The organism is Mongoliitalea daihaiensis (genome assembly GCF_021596945.1).
Classification (GTDB): Bacteria; Bacteroidota; Bacteroidia; order Cytophagales; family Cyclobacteriaceae; genus Mongoliitalea; species Mongoliitalea daihaiensis.
In genome coordinates, this window is record NZ_CP063779.1 from 140,290 (window position 1) to 163,087 (window position 22,798).

The window sequence follows — 22,798 nt, forward strand, 5'->3', positions numbered from 1 at the left end:
ATCAGTTTCCTCCTATTTTATCTGGTTCAGCAATTGAGATCGCCATAGGGATACCTTCCTTACCACGATCCATTAATTCTTTCTCAGCAGGTGTTTTACCTGTAAGAGCTCTATACTGCTCTGCAGTCAACCCTACACGCTCACCGTAAATTTCGAAATACGCTTTTTTAACTTGGTCAAATACCTCCAAGTACACATCGTAGCTAGTCCCTCTGTTGGTTTTAATAGAGACAACAGCACCACCAGACATCGGATGATCCGATGAACTAGCCTCTCTTTTAGCTCTATTTCTCAACGACTGAGGCAAACTATTAAACAATGATAAAGCTTCTTCGTCAGGATTACCGAAGTTGAGAAGGAAATCCTTCACATCTTCCGAGAGACCATTGGCATTTTCTCTGTAATCACCTTCCACCAGTAGCTGATCGTTGGCATTCACAAGAATATTGAAAATGTTTCTCTCATTCAATTTGATTTCCGGTGGCGGCACATTAGGATCCTGCTTTGGAGGCAGGATATTAAGGATACCTTTATCGGAAGCAATTGTCGTAGTAACCAAGAAGAAGATAAGCAGTAGGAATGCGATGTCAGCCATAGAGCCAGCATTCACTTCCTGTGACATTCTACCTTTTTTCCTAGCCATTATTTTATTGCTTTGGTAATTTCAGTAACAACAATACCTACAATAGCAATGATAAACAAAGCGTATGTAGTCAATAACGTACCTCCTACGAACTTAGACATTCCGGGAGTTAAGTTGAACGGGTCAGCAGCATATTTAGCAGCTACTTCACTGTCGGACATCGAGTAGGCAATGAAGAATATTACCACTATAGCAATTACTCCAACGCCTGTTTTAAGGAGACTACCAGGGTTATCTAGGGATTTGATCAGTGGAAGAACCACTGCAAATATTACCCCAGCAATAACCAAGATGTCTGCGATATATAAGAAAATATCTATACTATCCATAGTTGAATTTTTTATAAAGTTAACAATAATTTTAGTTTGACCAAACGGTAACTATAAATTATTTAGTTAATTTATGTCTCACAAGGATATCAACCAATGTGATTGATGCATCTTCCATGTCATTCACTAGAGAGTCGATTTTAGCAACACAATAGTTGTAGAATAACTGAAGGATAATCGCAACGATCAAACCAGCTACTGTAGTCAAAAGGGCGATTTTAATACCACCTGCTACTAGAGAAGGAGAGATATCACCCGCTGCTTCAATTGCATCGAAGGCACCAATCATACCAATTACCGTACCCATGAAACCAAGCATTGGAGCTAGGGAGATGAATAGGGAGATCCAAACCAATCCTTTTTCCAAACGACCCATTTCTACAGAACCGTAAGCGATGATTGATTTTTCTACCATTTCGATACCTTCAGAGTATCTCATCAAACCTTGCGTAAAGATAGAGGCAACAGGACCTTTAGTGTTTTTAGTAACATCTTTCGCTGCTTCTACACCACCTTGTTCCAAAGCTTCTTCTACTTTAGCCAACAATTTCTTCGTGTTTGTAGTTGAAAGGTTCAACGTGATAATTCTTTCCAATGCAATGGCAAGACCTAAGATTAAACAGATCAATACCGGAGACATGAATGTAGGATCACCCTCGATAAACTTTTCTTTGATAATTTGGTGGAAGCCTTTTTCCTCTTCGAGGATCTCGTCATCTACTACAGCTGGAGCAACAGGCTCAGGGGTAGTAGCTTCTTCCACAACTTCAGTAGTTTCTTCTGCAGCTTCTTCTGCATCTTGAGCTTTTGTAATTACCGGAGAGAATAAGAATCCGGCAAGCATGAACAAAGCGATGAACTTTTTCATAATGATGAATTTAAATAGGATTTAAATAAAGGTTAAACGGTTTCTAACTTAATAATTGAGATTTTAAAGTTATGATTTTTTCGATTCAAAATGCAAAGGAAATATTTATAATTTTTTTCGAACCCCTGAAAAAACACTCCTGTATGATTACAATCGCAAACTAAACATTGTCTATTTCAATCGTTTGAGCAATTACATAAGTGGGAATTGTTTTGTATTAAAGGGCATGAAAATCTATGAATCGAAAAAGCAAAATAATTCGCTTGAGGTCTGAAAAACAGTTTTTTTTATGACTGCAATATCTTTTCTCAAAGCTTTTATATGCTTTCCTAGCTTGGTTATTTCTATTGATCCTTTCTAACTGAATCCAATATCACCCCAGCGGACCTATCAAATCTACCTGTAAGGTTTAAATTATTTCTGATTTTTTTTGGAACCTGAGATTCCAGTACATAAAACCTCCTAAGGCAAGTGTTATTGACAGGATTATAAATTTGAAATAGTCGTATAATTCTAAGTTGTAGGTAATGTTTGTTCACATCAATCAAAATCTTGAGTAATCCCAAGACAACCGGTTTGGAGCAAATATTTTGAAGCACCAACTGATCAATCACCCAAAGCAAAACGTGACATTCCAGCTTAAGACGTTCAGTACATTTTCTTACCAGATTATCGCTTGTAATGACTATTCCATTTTCTAGACCAGTGGCGATGTAAAGCACCGACTTATCTTCTGGAGAAAGACCTTTTGAAAGGGCCAAAGTTTCTATTTTTAAAAAGTCTTACGCATCTAGATTATGAACAATCAACCTACCCACTTGCTGATACGCTTCTAATTGAACCTTCTATCGAAATACAGAATATTCGAGGGATTGGATATAGAATGGTTATTAATGATTGCTAGCTAAACAAGGTACATTTTCGCATAATTTGCTTTGTGGTACAAAAGCTGAATGTACCAATATCATTAGCTTGAAAGATGAAATTTTTAAATGATTTTTTTAAACCAACCTGAATTAAGGTTGACCATTAATAAATTGGAAAAGATAACTTCCATACTCTCATCATGCCACACTACTTCGCCGACCACAACTCTATCAGTCAATTTCAAACTCATGGCAGTTTAATCAACAGCTCCTGCCCCTTCCAATTGGAACTCTAAATTCTTGGGCATAAAAAAAGCCAACTTTAATGCTTAAAGTTGACTATTCGCAGAGAGGAAGGGATTACTCGTACACACAGGGCATGCCGCACTGCCCCTCGTGAATCTCCCATCGGTCGATTTCGAACCCATGGTGTTGAATCGAGGGTTCTCATCCCTTCCGATAAACCTGCTCAAATAGGTATTCAGCATAGAAACAGACTCAAAAGATTTGCTGTCTCTTTATTTTATAGAATTAAAATCACTTCCAATCAAAAATTCTTTCTTCTATCTCCATCTTCAATTTCCCTACAGCATACATTCTATTCAAAGCCATCAATCGGTTAAGTAACCCTGATGCAGTGGATTTGGAGCATATACTTTGACCTACAAACTGGTCAATCACCCAAATTAAACCATGGCATTCTAAGCTAAGACGCTCAGCATTTTTTCTTACGAGGTTATCGCTGGTGATGATTATTCCATTTTCTAGACCAGTAGCGATGTAAAGTACAGACTTATCTTCTGGGGAAGACCTTTTGGAAGGGCTAAGGCTTCTATTTTTAAATAGTCTTCTTTTTCGAGATTATGAACGATAAGCTTTCCTACTTGCTGGTATGCTTCTAATACCTGAGATTGCTCTAAAAACAGCTCATTCATGACTTCAATTGTAGTATGCAACTCTAAGTCGAGTCTAAAAAGACCAGAGATCAAATCCAGCTCGATCAGATCAATAAAAATACAGGCATCCGTAACAGCAATCCTCATCAGATGATCCTATTTTCCTTCCTAAACTCGGCCAATTTCTGATTTTTCAAGGCTGCTGCTTTACTGATGCTGATATACTCTTCTGCTAAGGCCCTGAACAAAAGCTGAGAAAAACGATTGGAATGCTCCATTCCCTCATAATCTACCGGCTCTGTAACCCGAAATCCCAGCTGATTGAAAACCATATAAAACTGTTTGAGGTAATTTTCGGAGATCAACCCCAGATTTTTTGCCCGATATACCAAGGCCTGCATGGAAATCCCATACTTTTGTTTGATGGCGCCTAGTTCATTCATCGAAAGTTTGCTTCTTTTACCGCCTAGTTCTTGTCTTAATGTTTCCTCGGGGATTAACATGGCGGCTGCAAAAGCAAGGCATAATTTTTCCTTTTGCATGTCTTCGTATCCATTCACATTAAGGAGCAAGTGTCCTAGTTCATGTAAGGCAGTGAAACGCTTTCGGTCAAGCTTGTGCTCAAACTTGGCTTTATTGAGTACGATTAATGGGATATCTTTTCCATTCACCCAAGTAGCGAAACCGTCGAATGATTCTTCAGAATCAATTTCTATGACCTTCACATAATGATCTTCCAAAAGTTCGATTACATTGGAAATGGCATCGGTTCCCAGCCCCCAAGCCTTTCTTAAGGCTTCAGCTGCTTTTTCGATGTCCTCTAAAGAATTAATTGACATTCCATCAAGCGGATTATGAAACTTGGTCTCTATGCCAAATATTTCCTCCAATTCGATGTAGCGGCTCAATTCATTTTTGGCTATTTCTACAATCCTATTTTTCTCTTTTACAGGATAGGAATCCAGTTTTCTAAATTCTATTTCACCAAATTCAATGACAGTATCGGTATGGAAATAGTCAGGCCTGACATGAAGGGCTTCTGCCAATAAACCAATCATTTCTGAGTTAGGTACTACCTGCCCCTGCTCATACTTGCTGAGCGCTTGTTTGGTGATACGATTTTCTATACGGTCTGCCAGACCTTGCAGGGATAAACCATTCATCAAACGGGCTGATTTGAGGCGGGAGGCGAGATATTTCATTGGTTATAAGCTGGTTGATATTTAGCAAAATAAAAAACAAGGTTGACAAATATAATTAATAAGATATAACTTGTCAATTAAACTTAGTGGATGATGCATCCTTTAAATTAGTTATTTATGTTACATGTTTTTAAAAATAGAAAATTTAGCTCTATATTTGTAACACACTTTTTAATCAAACTAACATGAATCAAGATCAAATCATCGGAAAAAATTTGCAAGCTCTTCGCAAGAAATTAGGTTTTACGCAGGATCAAGTTGCCGCTTATCTTCAAATAAATCGTGAAGAAGTGAGCTATTATGAAAATGGTAGCCGTACCGCATCTACCAAAATCCTTAGTCATTTGGCGAATTTGTATGGAGTGGATGAATATGATTTTTACGAAGAGGATTTAGATTTGGCCAACGTTAATCTTGCTTTGGCATTTAGGGCAGAAAATATCAAATCCACTGATTTGGAACAGATCGCTAAATTCAAAAAGATCGTTAGAAATTATCTCAGTATGAAATCCTTATTGGAGCATGAACCAACTCATTCTTGAAAAATATGCTTCAAATTTTCGGGCTCAGCTCGGATATAGTAATACCGAAAGCATTCATCTTAAAAGTTTACTTCATAAGTTAGGAGTACTGGCAGTCTTCAGACCTCTCGATATGGCCTTGTCTGGGATTGCCATCAAATCGGGAGATTCCAACCACTTTATGCTGATTAATACAGCTAGAACCCTTGGACATCAACATTTCACGATATGCCATGAACTTTATCATTTGTTTATTCAGGAAGGATTTGATTATCAAGTTTGTCAGGTAGGTCTGTTTGATAAAAAAGACAAGGAAGAGTATAATGCAGATATTTTTGCATCCAAATTTTTAATTCCTGAAGAAGGGATTCTTGCTTTGGTTCCAGATACAGAACTAAAAAAAGCTAAAGTGACTTTAGCAACAATACTCAAAATTGAGCAGTATTTTTCCTGTTCACGAAGGGCCCTACTAAATCGTCTATTCGAACTCAAATTGATAGATAAAATTCAAAAAGAGGAGTATAAGGATAATGTCAGAGCAAGTGCCATGAACCATGGGTACTCTCTTAAGCTTTATGAAAAAAATGAGGTGAGTGAAGTAATTGGCGATTACGGAAATGTCGCTAGAAAATTATTTGAACAGGATAAAATTTCTGAAACGCACTATTACGGACTTTTAGAAGATATAGGATTGGATTTTTCAACCTTGAGAAACGATGGGGACGAAAAAGAATGACAAAATTATCTTGATTGACGCGGACGTCCTTTCCCACTTTATTTCAGGTGGGCAAATTACCTTGATCCACAAAATATTTCCATATCCGATAAAGATTCTGAACAAGGTGTATGTAGAAATCTCCCGTATGCCGGGAAGGAAAAGGGAAGTAGACAATCTGTTAAACTTCAAATTGATTGAGCAAATCCCATTTCCGGAGGATAATCCCGAAATCCGAAAAGAATACCATTACATCAAGAAGAAGCTGTTTAAAGGTGATGGAGAATCCGCCTGTCTCGCAGTAGTCAGGTATTCCAAAGATATCCTAGCCAGTAGCAATCTTAAAGACACAGCTCATTATTGTAACCTCCACAACATCAGCTACCTGACCACCATGGATTTTCTCTGCCAGGCAGTCACGAATGGACAACTCTTCGAGTCAGATTGTGATGAATTTATCCAACGAGTATTAAAAGCTGGTAGCAGACTTCCTGTAAAGAAATGGGGGGAGTATGGATGTCGGGAACTAGACCTATAATAATGCTAAACTGGCAAGAAATAAAAACCGAAAATCCTGAAATTGACCAAATTGTAATCCTGTCAAGCGAAAAAGTTACGGATTTTAAAAAATGGACTTTGGCGCAGTTTCTTGAAAGTGATGATAAATCAAAGTTTATTTATTTTATTCATTCGGAAGAAACGAGAGAGTCTAGTTCCTACTTGTATTGGACTCCATTTTTAATAAAGGATTTAGGAATACCTTTAGATTATCAAGAGGAAGAATTGCCAAGATATCTTTATGCCTTTAAAGAAATTTTGCGAAGCTATGAACAAAGATTTATGTTGATGTTTCGGATTACTCAGATTTCAGGAGAAGGGCTTTATCATTTGGATTTTTATTTAAATGGCACCTATTCCAGAGCACTCTCTCTAATTGAAGGATTTATCGTTCTTTTGGAATCCAAGAATTATATGGCAGCATCTCACCTTGTGAGGCCTTACCTGGATAATTTCCTCAGATTATTTGCAGCATGGCTCGTAGAAAACCCACATGATTTTGCCAATGAAGTAATGAAAGGGAAGAAAGTGGAGGAATTCTTTGATAAAGAAAATGCAAAACAAAAGCTTAGGGATTGGTATTTGAGAGACAGGGCTTCGGAGGAATATCCTTGGATAAAAGATGTTTACAATACGACCTCCGGATACATACACTTTAGCAGAAAACATATTTTTAATCCAATTGTAGAAGTGAATATAAATGATTTCACTATCGGAAGTTACCTTTCAAAATATGACTCAAAAACAGTTACTGACTTAAATCGAATTGAGGCTGTATTAGTGATGATTGAAATTTCAAATTGCATTTTGGAGTATGCGTACGGTTGGGCAAGGACAAAGTCAAAAAAAATTTAAGCAGAGGAAACTAGTTTTTTTTCAAGAACTTCCTGAGAATATAAAATATCTCCAAAGTGTTTAAGCTGAGCTTTTTCTAAATCAAATTTATATTTTTTTTGCCAACTGTTGATTAGTTTATAAAGCCTTGAAGATATTTTTAAATTATATTTTTCAGAGTAGTAAATTGAATTTACAATACACAAATCCTTTTTCAAATTTTCTCTAAAAACATAATCAATCTCTCTGGTTTTCAAAAATTTAAGAAAGTCTTCTGAATAATAAAACTTTTTATCGTTTATTGAATAGATAATTGATGAAAAATTAAAAAAAACACTTTTAGGTAAGTATGAAAATAGTTTCCAATCAATTCTCTTCTCTACATTTAATGCCCATGTGTTTTCAACAACCCATAAATCAAACTTTTTAGAGCCAAGGTTAAATTTATATCCCCCAAAAGAATTAACACTATATGTATTTTCCTTTAGAATCTTAGAAATATCCACAGAGTTTCCTACAACTAAATCGACATCCCTAATGAGATAATTATGAAGAAAATAGTTTCTTATTATGCCGCTAAACAAATAAACATTTGTTTCAAGGGTGAGGCTTTTGATAAAATCAAAAGCCTCACCCTCTAAAGCATCTTCAAGATAACGATAGAACTTTAAAGCCTTAGAGTCTACCTCTTCGGATATTTTGCTATATCTTCTGACCACTGATTCTTTGATATTGATCTAATGCAAATTGATCTGTCATTCCTGAAATAAAATCAACTATAATTTGTAGTTTATTATATGTGGAAAATTCTTCAAAATTTTCAATTGATGTATCAATTTTCATAGACCTTATCAACCCTCCAGAAATCATTCCTTTAGCTCTTCTAACGTAATGTTTGTCCTTTTTAAATACAAAATCAATATAGTGGTCGAGAAGTCCTGAAATTGCTGAATGGCCAGTGACTTCCAATTGATAAATTTCTCTTTTTGGAAAAATATGATCATCACATATTTTTTTTAGACTCTGAGATAATAAATTGTCTTTAAGTAATTCGCTATGATAGTTTCCATTACTTATTTCGTCTAGATTTTTTAAAAACTCATTTAAAGCTGCTTCTACCAAATTTGCTATTATCCCAATTCTTAGCCTTACCATTTTAGTAATCTCTGCTCCTTCACCTTTAATTTTATCAAGTGATTTTAATAATCTTGCTAAACTTGGAACATCTTTAATGTATTCTTTAATTTCTGAATAGCTGTACCAATCTTTATTAAATCCGTCCTCAACATCCATTATTCTGTAACAAATTGTATCTGCTGCTTCCATAAGAAATGCTAATGGATGTCTGAAATAAACTCCTTCCTTTTCTAGCCCGCAATTCTCAACAATCATCTTGAAATAAGGTATTTCAGATTGAAACACTCCTCTCTTACTTGTTGATATTTTCGTGTCATCGGGAATTTCAAAATTCGGATATTTTAAAAAGGCTCCCAAAGTTCCGAAGGTTAGGTTTAATCCAGCTTTTTCATTTAAGGTTTGCAACTTTGTTAAGACTCTAAATCCTTGAGAATTTCCGTCAAAATTAGTAAAATCCTCTCTTTCTTCTTTGCTTATTTTGTCTTCCCAACTTTTATCATTGAATAAATCTTTGAAGTAAGTAGCAATCACTCTTTCTCCAAAATGCCCAAATGGAGGATTTCCGATATCGTGAACCAAACATGCGTTACGTAGAATTACCGGAATTGACCGCAAAGCTTGGTATCTAGATTTCCCAATTATTCTAAGAAAATTTTTTTTAGAACACAATCTAAGTCCAAGCGAATAGCCAATTTCTGAAACTTCTAAGGAGTGAGTGAGTCTTGAGTGAATGTTATCATCTGTTGTCAGGGGGAATACTTGAGTCTTATCATGCATTCTTCTGATTGCAGGACTAAAGGTGATTCTTCCGGTATCACTTTCAAATTCATTTCTTGGATCTTTACCTTTCTTCCGTGAAGATTTTTTAATACGTTCGGAACACAAAAATTTGTCCCACTTTTCTTTCATTTCGCTCATATTTATGTTTTAAGGTTTAGTTATTTAAAAATTATGTTCCCCCTCCGCCACCATCCCCAATTCCCCAATTTCCCTCATGTACTCCTTCGCTTCCTGACCGACCAACTCCCCCCGAAATGCCTTCGCCAATATCGCCTGAGGCAATTGGTCAATCTTGGTTTTTATTGAAGCATACTGGGATTCGATTTGAATAAATAGTTTTAAAACATTCCAATTCCAAGATTCTCTAGTTCAGTGCAAATCATTGCTGAGTTTAAGATTTTACCAAATTCAATCACTTTTTCACTTGGATAGGGGTTAACCATAAATGATGGTTTGTTTTTAAAGTCAAAGTTTTCCAGTATTATTCGGTTTACTTCCTCATCCTTACACCCATATCCAATTATGATTAATCGATCAGAGGAATTTAGATTCTCTTTGAATTTTTGGAAAAGAGGTTCAAATAAGAGGGGTTCTCTATATCGAATGATTTTTGAAGACGTTCCAGAAAGGAAATCAGAGTGATAGTTGATCCAGCAATTATCATATGCTAATTCTCCGTTTTGATCTTGAAATTCCTTGAAGAGATTGTTTGAACCAATACCGATTTTGGTTTTAACATAAATTTCAGGAATTGCATAACCTCCTTCATTTCGATAGAAAGGGTAATAATTAACACTTCCATGAAGTTTGTATAATCTTAAATTACTGGTGTAATTCCCTGTATATCTTGCTAGCCTAACCATGTAAGAATCCAAATCCGTCCTAAGCTTTCCAAAATAGGGAGAACCCATTTCCTCAAATCCATCACAAAGATTTCCTTGAAGCCAGTCTGAAATACTCAGCCTTTCTAATAAGAGATCATGGTTTAGAGTATGGATATCGACAATTCCATTTTTAGTCCATTCTTCTAAACAGTTCAAAAATCCCGTGTACCCTGGAAAGATTGGTTTACATTGATGTGGTGAATTTCCGTACCAATGTTCTCCATCTCTATCTTTTAAAAAATGTCTTACAATTTGATTGAAAATGGGCTTTATATTATTAATTAAATCCTTGGGGCTTGAATAAATGTTGTTGTAATATTTTTTTGCACTCTGTTCGAAATCATCACTAATTAAGTCCCACTGTTTTTCATTTGACAAAAAATCGTAAAACTCCTCGTAGTCGAATGCTTTTATTTTGGAATGATAATAATTCATCAATTCTAACAAAAAATCAAACTGGTTATCGTAAGAATTTCTATATCCAAAATTTGGTCTACCACCTTTTGCGCTATCCACAACTAACTTGCCATCAGTAGAAAATCCAAATTCGGTTCCTTCTAATCTTAGGATAGACTCATTTAACTGGTTACCAACTGGATATCCCATTGGTGCAGAAAACCCAGCCCCTAATAATATTGATGTCTTCATCAGTGAATTTTTACAATTGCCTCTAAATCTACAAAAATTCCAACAGCCTGAAGTTCCTTACAAATTCGTATCTTCCAAGAACCAGTTTCATCATAATTTTCATATAGAATACCACTCAAATCGGAAGGTATTTCGAGATCTCCTTTCTTTAATAGCCTGACTCTACTTTTCCCAAGTTTTCCTAAAAAATAACCTATTTCCAAAATAACATTTTGTCTGGCCCTTTTGGTGCCGTCATTTAACTCGTCATCTGGAGAAAGAAGTGCGATGGCAAAATTTGCAGATTCAGTTTCCTCAATCAATTTTTCTACAATATTCCTTCCTTTATCTGCTTGTTCATGTAGGACAATGTTGTTTACACCAGCTCTATGAAGTAATAATTGAACTTCGGTTTTTAAATGCCCATCATGTCCATGGATAATGAACACGGTGTTTCCACTCACTTTTTGGGGTTTAGCCTCAAATTCTGGATTTGCATTTACAATGTCTGTTAAGGCTTCTGCAAGGTAGGGAAGTAATTGTTCATTAAAAGAGGCTACTTTGTCATTAATATTGGGATTACCGGTTGGAAAATAATTAAAAATTAAACGATAGCCTTCTTTCCCCTTTTCCGAGATTCTTTTATAAATGTCATAGATATAAAGTTTAGCATCCTCAAACTGATTAGGCAACTCCAATTCACCATCTGATGCTTTTTCCCATTCTTTCCACCTGATCCTTGAAGATTCATAAACTGTATAAATGGGATTGTCTTTTACCTCTTTTTCAAGATGCTCAAAAAGATGAGCTACTTCGCTACCAAAAGTTTGCGAATTAGAATTAGTGATTCGTTTAATAAAAAACTGAATCAATTCAATGTTAAGTGCCATAATTCTATCACTTTTTTGATTTGTAAAATCCTATTTTTTCCGCCGCCATCAACCCCTCTCCTTCCTCAAGCACATACTCCTTCACCTCCTGACTCACCAACTCCCCCCGAAATGCCTTCGCCAATATCGCCTGAGGCAATTGGTCAATCTTGGCTTTTAAGGAAACATACTGGGATTCGATTTTGTCGGCTAAAGAGAATAGAGCATCGACCTGAGATACTATTTCTTTTTGTTCTTCCTTAGAAGGATTAGGGGTTGGGAAAACTCTTGCCTTTTTAATTCCGAAAGCAGGCTGAGAAGTGGCTTTTGCTCCCTCTTTTAGAAGTTTATTTATAATTGGACTATCTAAGTAATAAAAGAGGAATTTGGGATTATAATTTGATTTAGGTTGGATCAAAATAATGTTTGCGGATAATGTATATGTCCTTTCTTTAAATATTGGAAGTTGAAATGGTTTACCCAGAGTTCCAATTTTACCGAATCCTAAATCGCCTTCTTTTAATTCATATCTTTTAATGTGCTCTTCCAGCACTTTTGACGAAACAAGTGTTGAGTTACTAAAATCAATTCTACCTTTAGAGTCAACATCTTTTATACTTATGTATGGAATTCCGCCTATTACAGGCGGAGGGGTTCTATGGCTTGGGTGGGGATCAACTACATCAGCAACTTCTTGTAAATCTATGTATTCCCACTCTCCCAATCCCTTCCCCTCTCTCCACTCCTTCGTCAACTCCCCCGTCACGGCTTGGGTCAGAACCTGCTGACGGAAGTTTTTCAGCAAGGCAGGTATCCCATCCAACTTCTCCCGTAAACTATCCAAATGCCCAAACAAAGCATCCAATTTGGCCACAATCCGCTGCTGCTCGGGAAGGGTAGGGAGCGGAAATTTTATTTGGCTCAGATTCTTTCTTGAAATTCTCAGTCTTGTTGAACCAGAGGCATTTTTAAATATTTCTGCTCTAAACTGAGGTGTGTTTATCCAATACATCAACCATTTTGAATTACATGTAGGTCTAATTATTGCAACATCAACTACCGTTACAAATTTTCCTGATAAAGGGAATATACAAGACCTCCCTAGTGGATCTGGCATTCTAGCAATTAAAATATCCCCTGATTTCAAATAGGTACATCTTAACTGTGAAGCTTTCTCACTAGTTAAAAATCTTTCTGATTTGTCTTTGTAAACACCATCCCCAATGTCAGCTAATTGAATTAACCTGACGTCTCCATTTGGATCTTGGTCTTTTGATTCGACCCAATCTCCGTCAGAAAATATTCCATCTTTTGATATTAATTCTGGAATAGTAGAAACTCTCCACCCCTTCTGTAATTTCTCTTCCATCATCCCAACAAAGCAATTATCTGGTCTAACTCTTTTTTAATGGCATCTAATTCACTCGCTGCCTGTTTGGCAATATCCAAGGGCTGACCCAGGTCGGCATTTTTGCTGATATTCTCATCCTCAATCAAGCCGATATCCAAGGAATCGTTTTTGGCTGCGATCTGCTCTCGGGTAAAGACCTGCCATCTTGGGTCCTGAATGGCTTGACGCTTGGCATCATCCACCGTCCCATCAAAGCTGTCCTTCACTTCCTCCAAGCCCAGGCCTCCGGTATAGGCATTTACAAAATCCGCAAAGGCTTCCCGGGTAAAGGGGGTACGCTTACCATAGCTCGGGGCATTGGTACGCATGTCGTAAAACCATACCCGCTGAGTATTGCCGTTTTCTTTTTTGCCTCGGGTAAAGAACAGCACATTGGTTTTCACGCCCGCCGCATAGAAAATACCTGTTGGCAAGCGCAGTACGGTATGCAGGTCGCACTTTTCCATCAGGTCACGGCGGATCTTCTGCCCGTCATTGTCTTCGAAGAGCACGTTATCGGGAAGCACCACAGCGGCCCTAGCCGTCCCCGTATCCCTTCTTAGGGAACGGTAGATATGCATCAAGAAATTCAGCTGCTTGTTGGAGGTTTGGATGGTAAAGTCATCCCGGGTTGGCCGCTCTCCTCCCTGCTTGGTACCAAAAGGAGGGTTTGCGAGTACGCCATCGTAGTTTTTGAAACTCTTACCCAATTCGGTCAGGGTATCTCCCATAGCGATGGGGCTTTCCAGTCCATGCAGCTTGGCATTCATCAGGGCCAGTCTATGGGCATCCTGTACCAATTCGCAACCAGAGAAGGCCTCATAAATCTGGAAATTCCGCTCTGCCTGACTCAAGGCATAGTAATCGTCGTATTTGCGCTTCAGGTATTCATCCGCTGCGATCATAAAGCCAAATGTTCCTGCCGCCGGGTCATTCCATCTCTCCCCGATTTTGGGCGCAAGCAATTCCACCATCACATTGATTAGGGGTCTTGGAGTAAAGTATTGCCCGGCACCGCTCTTTTTCTCCCCAGCATTCTTTTCCAGCAGTTCCTCATAGATACTGGCAATCTTATCCTGCTCCTCATCCTCATACCAATCGATCTGATCGATATTGGTGATCAGCGTACGCAGGTTGACTGGTTTGCGAAGGGTGGTGGAAGCATTGGTATAGATTTCCGTGATGGCGGCATTACTGGACATTGTACCCAAGTTGGCCAGCAGGTCTCGGTAGGTGTCAAAGAGTTCCTTATTGTCCTTGATGCCTTTGAGCTTGGACCAGCGGTACTGCTCTGGAATGTCCTGATCGAATTTCTTCACCTCGGACAATCTCAAAAAAAGGATATAGGTCAGTTCGTTCAAATACTGGTGATAGGTCACTCCGTCATCACGGAGGACGTTACACAGTTCCCACAGTTTCTTGGCTATCTGTTCTGCACTCATGGTTTCGTTTAGGCGTATAAATTTTGATTGATCTGTGCGATCACTTCCTCCAGTTGCTCCTCAAAAATCTTGTTGAGCCGCTCAAATCCTCCGGCCTCATCGAAGGGATCCTCATCCAGGTCTTCTTTTCTTAGCACGGTTTCTTTCAGCAATTGCTTTTCAAAGCGGTCTATCCACTTGAGCTGGGTTTTGTTCCAGGCTTTCATGCCACGGATACTGTCCACGGCTTTTTTGACCCGCGCTTCATGGCTGATCAGGGAACTCCCCAAGGAAAGCGTTCGGATATAGGAAATGATATCGGCTGCAATATCTTCATTTTTGGCTGCTTTCCATGCAGCATTGAGGGTAGGGGCATTGTAGCCTTCCTGATCCAGGGCCAGCATCAGCTCCTTCAAAGCCTTGCGGTCCAGCTCGGTAGGACGGCTACAAACGATCTTGAGGGCTTCGATTTTATTTTGGTTGTCTTGGATAAATCGGGCAAAATTGTCCAAGTAGTCTTCGGGCTTTTTGGCCTTGCCATAACCCCGCTCGATTCCCAGAAACTTATCCTCATGCTCTGAAACCAAAGGTAAACTCACATCGGTTTTCAGTTCGTCGAGGAATTTCCATAGTCCTGAAACCTGTATGATTTTCTCCACAGCTGATGGCGTGTCCAGATTTCTTAGTGTTTCAATAAACTCATCGGGCTGAGCACCTTTGGCATTGTACACAAACCTCTCCTCCTGGTCTCCTTCCAGGAATTTTTTCTTCCTTTGAATTTTGGCTACCAATTGTTCCACCTGCCGCTTGGCCCGATCTCCCTGATCAATGGATTTGAGTTCCTCCACCAATTGCTGAAAGCTGACCTTCGGATTGGCTACCACGGGTTTCATTTGGGTAAAATCCTCCAAGGTCTCGTAAATCTTGACGGCATCGTAAATACGGAATACTTCCTTGCCTATTTCATCGCAGCGGCGCGTGGCCCGACCGAGCATTTGTTCGTAGAGGATTCTGGATTTGATTCTCCGAATAAAGACCAAATTGCATATCGCAGGTACATCAATCCCTGTAGTCAGCAAATCCACAGTGACTGCAATGTTGGGGTATTTTTCATTTTTGAAGCGGTTGAGTTGCTCTTGGGGATTGTAGGATTTGCCGGTAATCTTTTGAATGGCATTATCTGCCACCTCTACTCCAATGGCTTCAAATTCCTCCTTCAGGTATTGTACCACCATATCCGCATGTTCATCGGTGGCGGCAAACACCAAGGTTTTCTCTTCTCCATCAGGATCTAACTCCTGAACCAAATATTGAATTACGGTTCGGTTAAAACTTGGGGTGATGACTTTTCGATTGAATCCTGCAATGTCAATCTTCAGTTCATCTTCCAGCTTTTCCAGTTCTACGATTTGGTTGTTTTCCCGGTCCAAGGCTTTGGGCTGTGCTCCTTTTTCCCAGGTAATGCCTTCTTCGCCCAATTCAGTTTTGATGATGTAAGGAGGTTCGTGGTCTATCAGATATCCATCTATCACCGCTTCTCTATACGAGTAAGTATAGACCGCAGGACCAAAAATCTCAGTAGTATGCAAAGCAGGGGTAGCTGTAAGTCCAATAGCAAAGGCATCGAAATAATCCAACACCATGCGGTACTTACTGACATAATCCCGTTGATCTTTGAAATCCAGATCCTCTTCATCCATTTCCCGATCCATCAGGTAGCCCCGATGCGCTTCATCGATGATGATACAGTCATATTGGTCCACCGGTGGCACTTCACTTTCCTCGCTATAAAACACCCGCTTGACCATGCCCTGTACCGTCGCAAAATGCAAGCGGGTATCCAGTTCGGGCACTTTTGCTCCCAATTCCTTGACTCCGTAAATTTCTGAGAAAGTATTGAGGCCAATGATTTTGTTGTCTTTAAAGGCGTTGATCGCCTGTGTAGCGAGGAGCGTTCTATCCACCAAAAAGAGAATCCGTTGGAAACGGTTAGATTGGATCAAGCGGTAACAGAGTCCGATGATGGTTCTGGTTTTACCTGTTCCGGTGGCCATGGTAATCAAGGCTCGGGTCCGAGTGGGATCACCCAAAAGTGCCTTTTCCAGTTCCTGAATGGCATTCAGTTGGTATTTGCGTAAACCTAGCCCTGTTGGACTTTCCAAAAAATCCACGGCTTCGGTTTTTAGCTTTTCTTCGGAGGCTGTCAGGTCTTTTTCCAACAACTTCACCAAACCTTCGGGACTGTACCAGCCTTGGAGGGCTTTGGAGCGGCCATGCTTGTTACGCACATCCAAAAACCAGACCCCACTTTTGGTTTTGATCTGTTCTAGGTAAGGTCTGCCATTGGTGGAGAATAAAAATGGTACTTTATACCCCTGCCATTCGCCCAAGAGCGCTGCTTCATGCTTGGTTTCAACCAACTCTGCATAGATTTTGGATTGGCTCAGGTCGGTGGAAATGTCAGCTGCATATTTCTTTGCTTCCACAATTCCATACAGTTCAAAGCCCACAAATAGGGCGTAATCGGCCCATTTGCTTCCGCAAGGCCATTCGGCTATGGCCAGATTTTTCCCCCTTTGAGGAAGCGTTTTATTTTTTTTGAAATTGAGTTCTTGGGTATCCACCTCCCAGCCTGCAATCCGGAGTTGCTCGTCTATAAGCAAGCGCGTTTCCGCTTCGGACATTTCTATCTTGCGGGCTGCTTGTTGGGATCGGGTCTGAATTTCTTCCTTCTTTTCTTTCGAAAGTTCGGCTACAATTCTCTCTTGGAGCAGTTTTTCAAACTTTTGCTGCAAATCTGCATATTCTTGTTCCAACACATGCAGCGAATGTCGAGCATCTTTATTTTCAGGCAGGTGGAATTTAACTGTACTCAGGTCATCGTTTTCTTCTGAGTAGGTCTGATAAAACCACTTGGCTATTTTGAAAGTGGAAAATAGAAGCCCTTTCGCATCCTCCAAGGAGCCTTTGTTGTCATGGACAGCCAGATTTCCTTTATGTTTGATTGTATGCAACAAATCCTTTACCTGAGGGGGCAGGGCATTTTCATATTCCAATGTCTTCAATCGGCCATGGAAAGAATTGTCATAGGGAAAATCCAAATGATGCAATTCAAAAAGCAATTCGCTCACCCTTTCTCCAAATTGCCTTAATTTCCATAGGCTAGTGACCGGATCCTGATACAGATTAAATTCAGCAGCTTGCCCGATATTAAAAAGAATGGGGAATTCTGATTCAAGATATGAAAAATTGGATTTGATCATGAAGGGCACCTATTCAGAAAATTACGATTGCTAATATATTGAAAATGGGCTATCAAAAAAAATTACAACTATAATCACCTCTCACTATAAAGGTTAAAAACATGATTTTAAATAAAATAACTAAGGGTGTAACTGAATGAACCAAAAAGACCCAACATCTAATGATATCGATTTAGTAATTACCGTTCACTTTCAAGGAGATGTTTTTTATTAATTGGTCTATTGACTGATGTTACAATTAAGCAAGTAACGACCTTTAGTAGCATCATAATCGGGTATTAAAGAATGGATTTTAAAAGGAAAATTTACTCAATTGATTAAGAATATGAAATAGTGAAACAGGCTGAAACCTAGTTGTCCAAATCATGAAAAACAAAAAATCAAAAAAGGGTGATCCAAAACCATAAATTAATCAAGATGAATTGATGTTTGAAAAATTGGAAACCTGAATGGAAAAATCAGACAATACACCAAAAACAAGCTCTCTTTCCCAACAGATGATGCAGTTATGAAGACTGTTTTCCTCGCTGCAAGAGAAACATCGAAAAAATGACCTATGCCCATTCGAGACTGGGGCAATATTCTTAACAGCTCCCTACTTATATTTTGCGATAAGGTCAGACTTATTGAAAGCTAACCATAAAATCACAAATTAAAGTTTAACCACTTATCGAGATAGTGTCGAAAAATACCGTAAACAGGGTATTTTTTATTAATCCGCAGATTCATAATTTTAACATTCACAAATTTCTTTTTTTATGGACCCTCGAATTTATATTGTTATCGGAATAGTAACTTGTTCGATTATAATCACTTCCTACTTTCACTTTGCATTTCAAAGGCAGCTACCTATAAGTGATTTCTTTCTTCCTGACCATAAAAAAAAATTTAAATCTTTTTCATGGCTGGTAGGGTTTTATTTCATATTTGCAGGAGCAATTGATTTTGGATGGTATTTCTTTTTCATTATTCCCATCTCCGCTTATTTAACTGCCTTTATTCTCACAATTGTGCTAGGTAAATATGTTCAGACTTTAGGACTTATTGGATTTACCTCCCTAGTTGTAATAAATACTCTGATGCAGATAGAGTTAATTATTCTAAAATAAGCCCTTAAATATGTTAATGCCATGCAACAACCTTCGCTCGCTCTAAGAATATTATTAAGTCCATTTGTTCTTGTAATAATGGCAGCCTTTGTATATTTCTCAACGTTTTTACCAATTTGGTTTTATAAATATGTCTTATTGGAATGGGGTTGGTTTTGGTTTTTTGTGTCATGGTTAATCTTAAGTGGGGTTTTTGCCTCCTTGGTAATTAACTCAGGAACTATAACAGCATTAGGAGGTAAATTTTTCTTTTATGATAAAATCTTTCATTTAGCATGTGTATTTATTACGTCATTGGTTGGGTATCTTGCTTTCAATGAAATTTGGATTTTTCCCAATTCTGGTGATATCGGATTATTTGGAAAGGTATTGATAAGTTTACCTGTATTGTTCGGAATTGGGTTTTTAGTAGTTCTTTCCTTTAGATGGTTATTATTTGGAGTTGATGATATTTAGGGTTAGTGAAATATTTAATAGAGCTAAAAGATCAATTCTATAATAAGTTTTTAGAAGTAAAATAATTTGAAATCTAACCTCTTAAACAAAATTTTTACAAAATGAAGAATCGGAAATGGTTATCAATTTTATCAACAATCATAATAATTCTTGCCTCAATATTTTTTACAGCTTACTTAAAATCAAAGAGAAGGGACCGAACTCAAAACTTTATTTCTGAGATACTTTACAAGGAGGAGGTTAAAAAGGAAAAGGAGGTTTATTGGGTGAAGAACTCGTTTCATGGATTAATTTTCGAAACTCCAAATATAGGTTTAAATCCAAATGATGAATTCACAGATTTTGATTTCCCAGGGGTAAAAAATTTAAAGTCAAACCAACTAGCTACCGGAGATTTACTTTACTCTGTTTTCTACATGGAGGTTGAATTTGAGAATTATAATTTTGAAATGGGCATGGAGGGCGTCTTAAACAATTTAGTATATGAAATAAATGGATCAGACCTTATGTATCAGTTCAAGTATGGGGAAAGTTGGCTTCCATTTGGTTTAGCCGAAGGAGAATTTAAGTTGAAATCTGAGCAAATCGCTTTAAAAGCATTTCTATCATTTAATAAGACACAAGAAAACCAGAATAAACTTAGATCTTTAGTAATATTTGCGAATAAAACTGATCAAAATATGGGACTTATGGCAAGTTCAATAGAAAGAATAAATTTAGATAGTTTGAAAAAAGAAAATAATAGAGGCAAATATGTGGCTGAGAAATACGGTCAAATTATCAAAAATTATGATCCTTTTGATACTCTTTTAACACCTCAGCAAAAGACAGCTTTGAAAAACTTACGTGACTTACGTGAAGGAATGAAAACGGAGAAAGGTGACAAAAAGTGACATTCAAAAATTACAAACAGCACCACAGATGTTGAAGAATGTTGAAATCCAAAACTCAAACTTGTCAAAACCTGAAATATAGAAAGTTTTTAAAATGATTACCAATTGGAATCAGTAAATTAGAGAATGAATAAAAAAATACTGAGAACAAATTAAGCTAATCACCAAAAAGAAATGCAGGGTATAATCATACCTCTCAGGTAAAACCAACGAATCAACACCCCAATTTGCACCCCTATCAAAAAATAAAAACCTAACATTCATATTTTCAGAATGTTAGGTTTTTTATTCGCAGAGAGGAAGGGATTACTCGTACCCACTGGGCATGCCACACCACCCCTCGCGAATCTCCCTTTGGTCGATTTCGAACCCATTGTTTGTTAATCGTGGGTTCTCATCCCTTCCGATTTGGAATACTAAAACTATGGGCATAAAAAAAGCCAACTCTATTTCTAAAGTTGGCTTGTTGCAGAGAGGAAGGGATTCGAACCCTCGATACCCTTTAGGGGTATACACGCTTTCCAGGCGTGCTCCTTCAACCACTCGGACACCTCTCTGTGTGGTCGATTCTCAATCGGAGTGCAAAGAAATGAATTTATCCCAGCCTTTGCAACTATTGCCCGAAAAAAATCAATTTAACCCCATCAGCGACATCTCTCCCGCCAAAGGGGTTATCAACTTTTGCTTGATCAATTGTTTATTCGTCTCATTGCCCAAGAGAAACATCATCTTCGTAATCGCCGCCTCCGTGGTGATATCTCCTCCACTCAATACTCCCATATCCAACAAGTCCTTACTCGTCTGATAACGTCCTTGGATCACGCGACCTCCGTTACATTGAGATACATTCAATATGATCAAGCCTTTCGCTATGGCTCTCTTAATCGATCCTGTAAACCACCCATCGCTTGGACTATTTCCCGAGCCATAGGTTTCCAAAACCACACCCTTCAACCCTTCCATATCAAAGCAAGCATCCAACACTTGCTCGGTAATTCCAGGATACAACTTAACAATCATCACATGATTATCCATTTTATTGCTGTAAAAAAGCTTCTTCCCTTCATCGAAAGGCTGGATCGCGGCAAAATTGTAGTCTATAATAATCCCTGCCTCTGCCAAAGGAGGATAATTTTCAGACTCAAAGGCATCAAAATGCACACTCTGAACCTTCTTACAGCGGTTTCCTCTCAGCAACATATGGTTGAAGAAAATACAAACTTCCGGGACTACCGGCCTGCCATTGGCTTTTGCCGTTGCAATTTCCAAAGCTGTCATCAGATTTTCTCGTGCATCGGAGCGCATCGCTGATATGGGCAATTGTGCCCCTGTAAACACCACCGGCTTGGTCAATCCACTCAGCATATAGCTCAACATGGAAGCAGAATAAGCCATGGTATCGGTCCCATGCAAAATCACAAAGCCATCGTAGCTATCATAATTTTCATAAATGATGTAGGCCATATCCACCCAATGCTGCATATTGACATTAGAGGAATCAATCGGCTCAGGAAAGGAGATCACTGTAATGGCAATATTCATATGGGTAAGTGTAGGAATCTTATCCAAGATTTGACCAAAGTTAAACGGAACCAAAGCGCCGGATGCATCATAAGACATCCCGAGTGTGCCCCCTGTATAAATAATCAATACAGATGAAGTTATCTCACTTTTAGCAACAGTATTCAGACGTACAATTTTATAATTCATGGCACTAGGAGGTTGGGTGAAAAATTTTGAGTGAATTTTTGGTCGTGATAGAAGCTACTTCATCCAAAGATTTGGCTAGTATATCAGCCACCACCTGGGCAATCAATGGTATGAATTCAGGCGTATTTCGTTTGCCTCGATGAGGAGTAGGCGCCAAATATGGACCATCTGTTTCTAACACCAAATGCTCCAAGCCAATAACCGATAATATAGGCTGCAAGCCTCCATTTTTAAAGGTAGCAACACCGCCAATTCCTAAAAGAAAACCCAACTTCACAACTTCTTTAGCCTGCTCCAAAGTTCCTGAAAAGCAATGAAAAATCCCCTTTAAGCTACCATCTTGTTCCTCTCGAATAATCTGCAAGACTTCCTCCATACTTTCTCTGCAATGGAGAACAATCGGCCAACCTTTGGCTTTTGCCCATTGGATTTGAATGCGGAGTGCTACTTTTTGCTGCTCAAAAAAAGTCTTATCCCAATATAAATCAAGCCCTGTTTCCCCAATAGCAGCAAAATCCCGTTTAGAAATCCAATCTTCCATGATGTACAAATCTTTTTCAAAGTCTTTAGTCACATCGCAAGGGTGCAAGCCCATCATTGGAATGCAAATATCCGGATACCGTAACTCCGCATCCAACATCATATCGATGGAGGGAATATCAATATTGGGCATGTAGAGTTTCGTTACGCCTTGTTCAAAAGCGGACTGTATGACCGTCGAACGGTCCTCTTCATACTTGGATGAATAAATATGAACGTGGGAATCAATGTAAGCCACAACAGTAAATAGGTTTAGTCGATGTATGGATTAACACAGCTTTGACAAA

General features: G+C 38.3%; 22 protein-coding genes, 1 tRNA gene and 1 pseudogene. 7 read left to right on the plus strand and 17 right to left on the minus strand.

Going from position 1 to position 22,798, the window contains the following annotated elements; translation table 11 throughout:
- Position 1: 1 nt before the first annotated feature.
- The 7 genes from IPZ59_RS00525 to IPZ59_RS00550 form a co-directional block, all read right to left on the minus strand.
- Positions 2-643, minus strand: coding sequence for an ExbD/TolR family protein (locus IPZ59_RS00525; protein ID WP_236137938.1), 642 nt, complete (start codon positions 641-643; stop codon positions 2-4).
- Positions 643-972, minus strand: coding sequence for a hypothetical protein (locus IPZ59_RS00530; protein ID WP_236137939.1), 330 nt, complete (start codon positions 970-972; stop codon positions 643-645). Before IPZ59_RS00530 ends, IPZ59_RS00525 begins: the two co-directional genes overlap by 1 nt.
- Positions 973-1,030: 58 nt before the next feature.
- Positions 1,031-1,840 (minus strand): MotA/TolQ/ExbB proton channel family protein, encoded by an 810-nt coding sequence (locus IPZ59_RS00535; RefSeq protein WP_236137940.1) that lies wholly within the window; start codon positions 1,838-1,840, stop codon positions 1,031-1,033.
- A gap of 344 nt (positions 1,841-2,184) precedes the next feature.
- Complete coding sequence (locus IPZ59_RS00540) at positions 2,185-2,601, minus strand: hypothetical protein (protein WP_236137941.1); 417 nt, start codon at positions 2,599-2,601, stop codon at positions 2,185-2,187.
- 227 nt (positions 2,602-2,828) lie between these two features.
- A complete protein-coding gene (locus IPZ59_RS20225) occupies positions 2,829-2,957 on the minus strand; it encodes a hypothetical protein (protein WP_262912240.1) in 129 nt (42 codons plus the stop codon).
- A gap of 513 nt (positions 2,958-3,470) precedes the next feature.
- A complete protein-coding gene (locus IPZ59_RS00545) occupies positions 3,471-3,749 on the minus strand; it encodes a hypothetical protein (RefSeq protein ID WP_236137942.1) in 279 nt (92 codons plus the stop codon).
- A complete protein-coding gene (locus IPZ59_RS00550) occupies positions 3,749-4,804 on the minus strand; it encodes a helix-turn-helix domain-containing protein (protein WP_236137943.1) in 1,056 nt (351 codons plus the stop codon). The genes IPZ59_RS00545 and IPZ59_RS00550 overlap by 1 nt, the downstream gene beginning before the upstream one ends.
- Before the next feature lie 185 nt (positions 4,805-4,989).
- On the opposite strand from IPZ59_RS00550, the gene IPZ59_RS00555 reads away from it, so the two are divergent.
- From IPZ59_RS00555 to IPZ59_RS00570, 4 genes are read left to right on the plus strand one after another with little or no spacing between them, the layout of a single operon-like run.
- Entirely contained in the window at positions 4,990-5,346 is a 357-nt protein-coding gene (locus IPZ59_RS00555) for a helix-turn-helix domain-containing protein (protein WP_236137944.1), read from the plus strand.
- Positions 5,327-6,061: an ImmA/IrrE family metallo-endopeptidase gene (locus IPZ59_RS00560; protein WP_236137945.1), complete on the plus strand. Its 735-nt coding sequence runs from the start codon at positions 5,327-5,329 to the stop codon at positions 6,059-6,061. The genes IPZ59_RS00555 and IPZ59_RS00560 overlap by 20 nt, the downstream gene beginning before the upstream one ends.
- The gene (locus IPZ59_RS00565; protein WP_236137946.1) at positions 6,042-6,578 is read left to right on the plus strand and encodes a hypothetical protein; all 537 of its coding nucleotides are present in this window, start codon (positions 6,042-6,044) and stop codon (positions 6,576-6,578) included. Before IPZ59_RS00560 ends, IPZ59_RS00565 begins: the two co-directional genes overlap by 20 nt.
- Before the next feature lie 2 nt (positions 6,579-6,580).
- A complete protein-coding gene (locus tag IPZ59_RS00570) occupies positions 6,581-7,453 on the plus strand; it encodes a hypothetical protein (RefSeq protein WP_236137947.1) in 873 nt (290 codons plus the stop codon).
- Here IPZ59_RS00570 and IPZ59_RS00575 read toward each other — a convergent pair.
- The 7 genes from IPZ59_RS00575 to hsdR form a co-directional block, all read right to left on the minus strand.
- The gene (locus IPZ59_RS00575; RefSeq protein WP_236137948.1) at positions 7,450-8,151 is read right to left on the minus strand and encodes a hypothetical protein; all 702 of its coding nucleotides are present in this window, start codon (positions 8,149-8,151) and stop codon (positions 7,450-7,452) included. The genes IPZ59_RS00570 and IPZ59_RS00575 overlap by 4 nt on opposite strands.
- Positions 8,135-9,487, minus strand: coding sequence for a dGTP triphosphohydrolase (gene dgt, locus IPZ59_RS00580; RefSeq protein WP_236137949.1), 1,353 nt, complete (start codon positions 9,485-9,487; stop codon positions 8,135-8,137). Before dgt ends, IPZ59_RS00575 begins: the two co-directional genes overlap by 17 nt.
- A 200-nt stretch (positions 9,488-9,687) precedes the next feature.
- A complete protein-coding gene (locus tag IPZ59_RS00585; protein ID WP_236137950.1) occupies positions 9,688-10,881 on the minus strand; it encodes an SIR2 family protein in 1,194 nt (397 codons plus the stop codon).
- The gene (locus tag IPZ59_RS00590) at positions 10,881-11,750 is read right to left on the minus strand and encodes a TIR domain-containing protein (protein ID WP_236137951.1); all 870 of its coding nucleotides are present in this window, start codon (positions 11,748-11,750) and stop codon (positions 10,881-10,883) included. Before IPZ59_RS00590 ends, IPZ59_RS00585 begins: the two co-directional genes overlap by 1 nt.
- 7 nt (positions 11,751-11,757) lie before the next feature.
- Positions 11,758-13,101 carry a restriction endonuclease subunit S gene (locus tag IPZ59_RS00595; RefSeq protein WP_236137952.1) on the minus strand — a complete coding sequence of 448 codons (1,344 nt, stop codon included), beginning with the start codon at positions 13,099-13,101 and terminating at the stop codon, positions 11,758-11,760.
- Entirely contained in the window at positions 13,098-14,561 is a 1,464-nt protein-coding gene (locus IPZ59_RS00600) for a class I SAM-dependent DNA methyltransferase (protein WP_236137953.1), read from the minus strand. The genes IPZ59_RS00595 and IPZ59_RS00600 overlap by 4 nt, the downstream gene beginning before the upstream one ends.
- Before the next feature lie 8 nt (positions 14,562-14,569).
- Positions 14,570-17,803: a type I restriction-modification system endonuclease gene (hsdR, locus tag IPZ59_RS00605; protein ID WP_236137954.1), complete on the minus strand. Its 3,234-nt coding sequence runs from the start codon at positions 17,801-17,803 to the stop codon at positions 14,570-14,572.
- Between the two features lie 436 nt (positions 17,804-18,239).
- Here hsdR and IPZ59_RS20365 point away from each other — a divergent pair.
- The 3 genes and pseudogenes from IPZ59_RS20365 to IPZ59_RS00615 form a co-directional block, all read left to right on the plus strand.
- Positions 18,240-18,440 (plus strand): annotated as a pseudogene (locus tag IPZ59_RS20365) (IS256 family transposase); the annotation flags it as partial.
- Between the two features lie 550 nt (positions 18,441-18,990).
- On the plus strand, positions 18,991-19,368 hold the full coding sequence (locus tag IPZ59_RS00610; protein ID WP_236137955.1) for a hypothetical protein: 378 nt from the start codon (positions 18,991-18,993) through the stop codon (positions 19,366-19,368).
- Between the two features lie 101 nt (positions 19,369-19,469).
- Entirely contained in the window at positions 19,470-20,261 is a 792-nt protein-coding gene (locus IPZ59_RS00615) for a hypothetical protein (RefSeq protein ID WP_236137956.1), read from the plus strand.
- A 469-nt stretch (positions 20,262-20,730) separates the two neighbouring features.
- Here IPZ59_RS00615 and IPZ59_RS00620 read toward each other — a convergent pair.
- The 3 genes from IPZ59_RS00620 to IPZ59_RS00630 all read right to left on the minus strand — a co-directional run bounded on the left by IPZ59_RS00620 (position 20,731) and on the right by IPZ59_RS00630 (position 22,749).
- Positions 20,731-20,818 (minus strand) — tRNA-Ser (locus IPZ59_RS00620).
- A gap of 73 nt (positions 20,819-20,891) precedes the next feature.
- Positions 20,892-21,971, minus strand: a complete 1,080-nt coding sequence (locus IPZ59_RS00625) for an asparaginase (protein ID WP_236137957.1) — start codon at positions 21,969-21,971, stop codon at positions 20,892-20,894.
- Positions 21,972-21,975: 4 nt separating this feature from the next.
- Positions 21,976-22,749, minus strand: coding sequence for a TatD family hydrolase (locus tag IPZ59_RS00630; protein WP_236137958.1), 774 nt, complete (start codon positions 22,747-22,749; stop codon positions 21,976-21,978).
- Positions 22,750-22,798 lie beyond the last annotated feature (49 nt).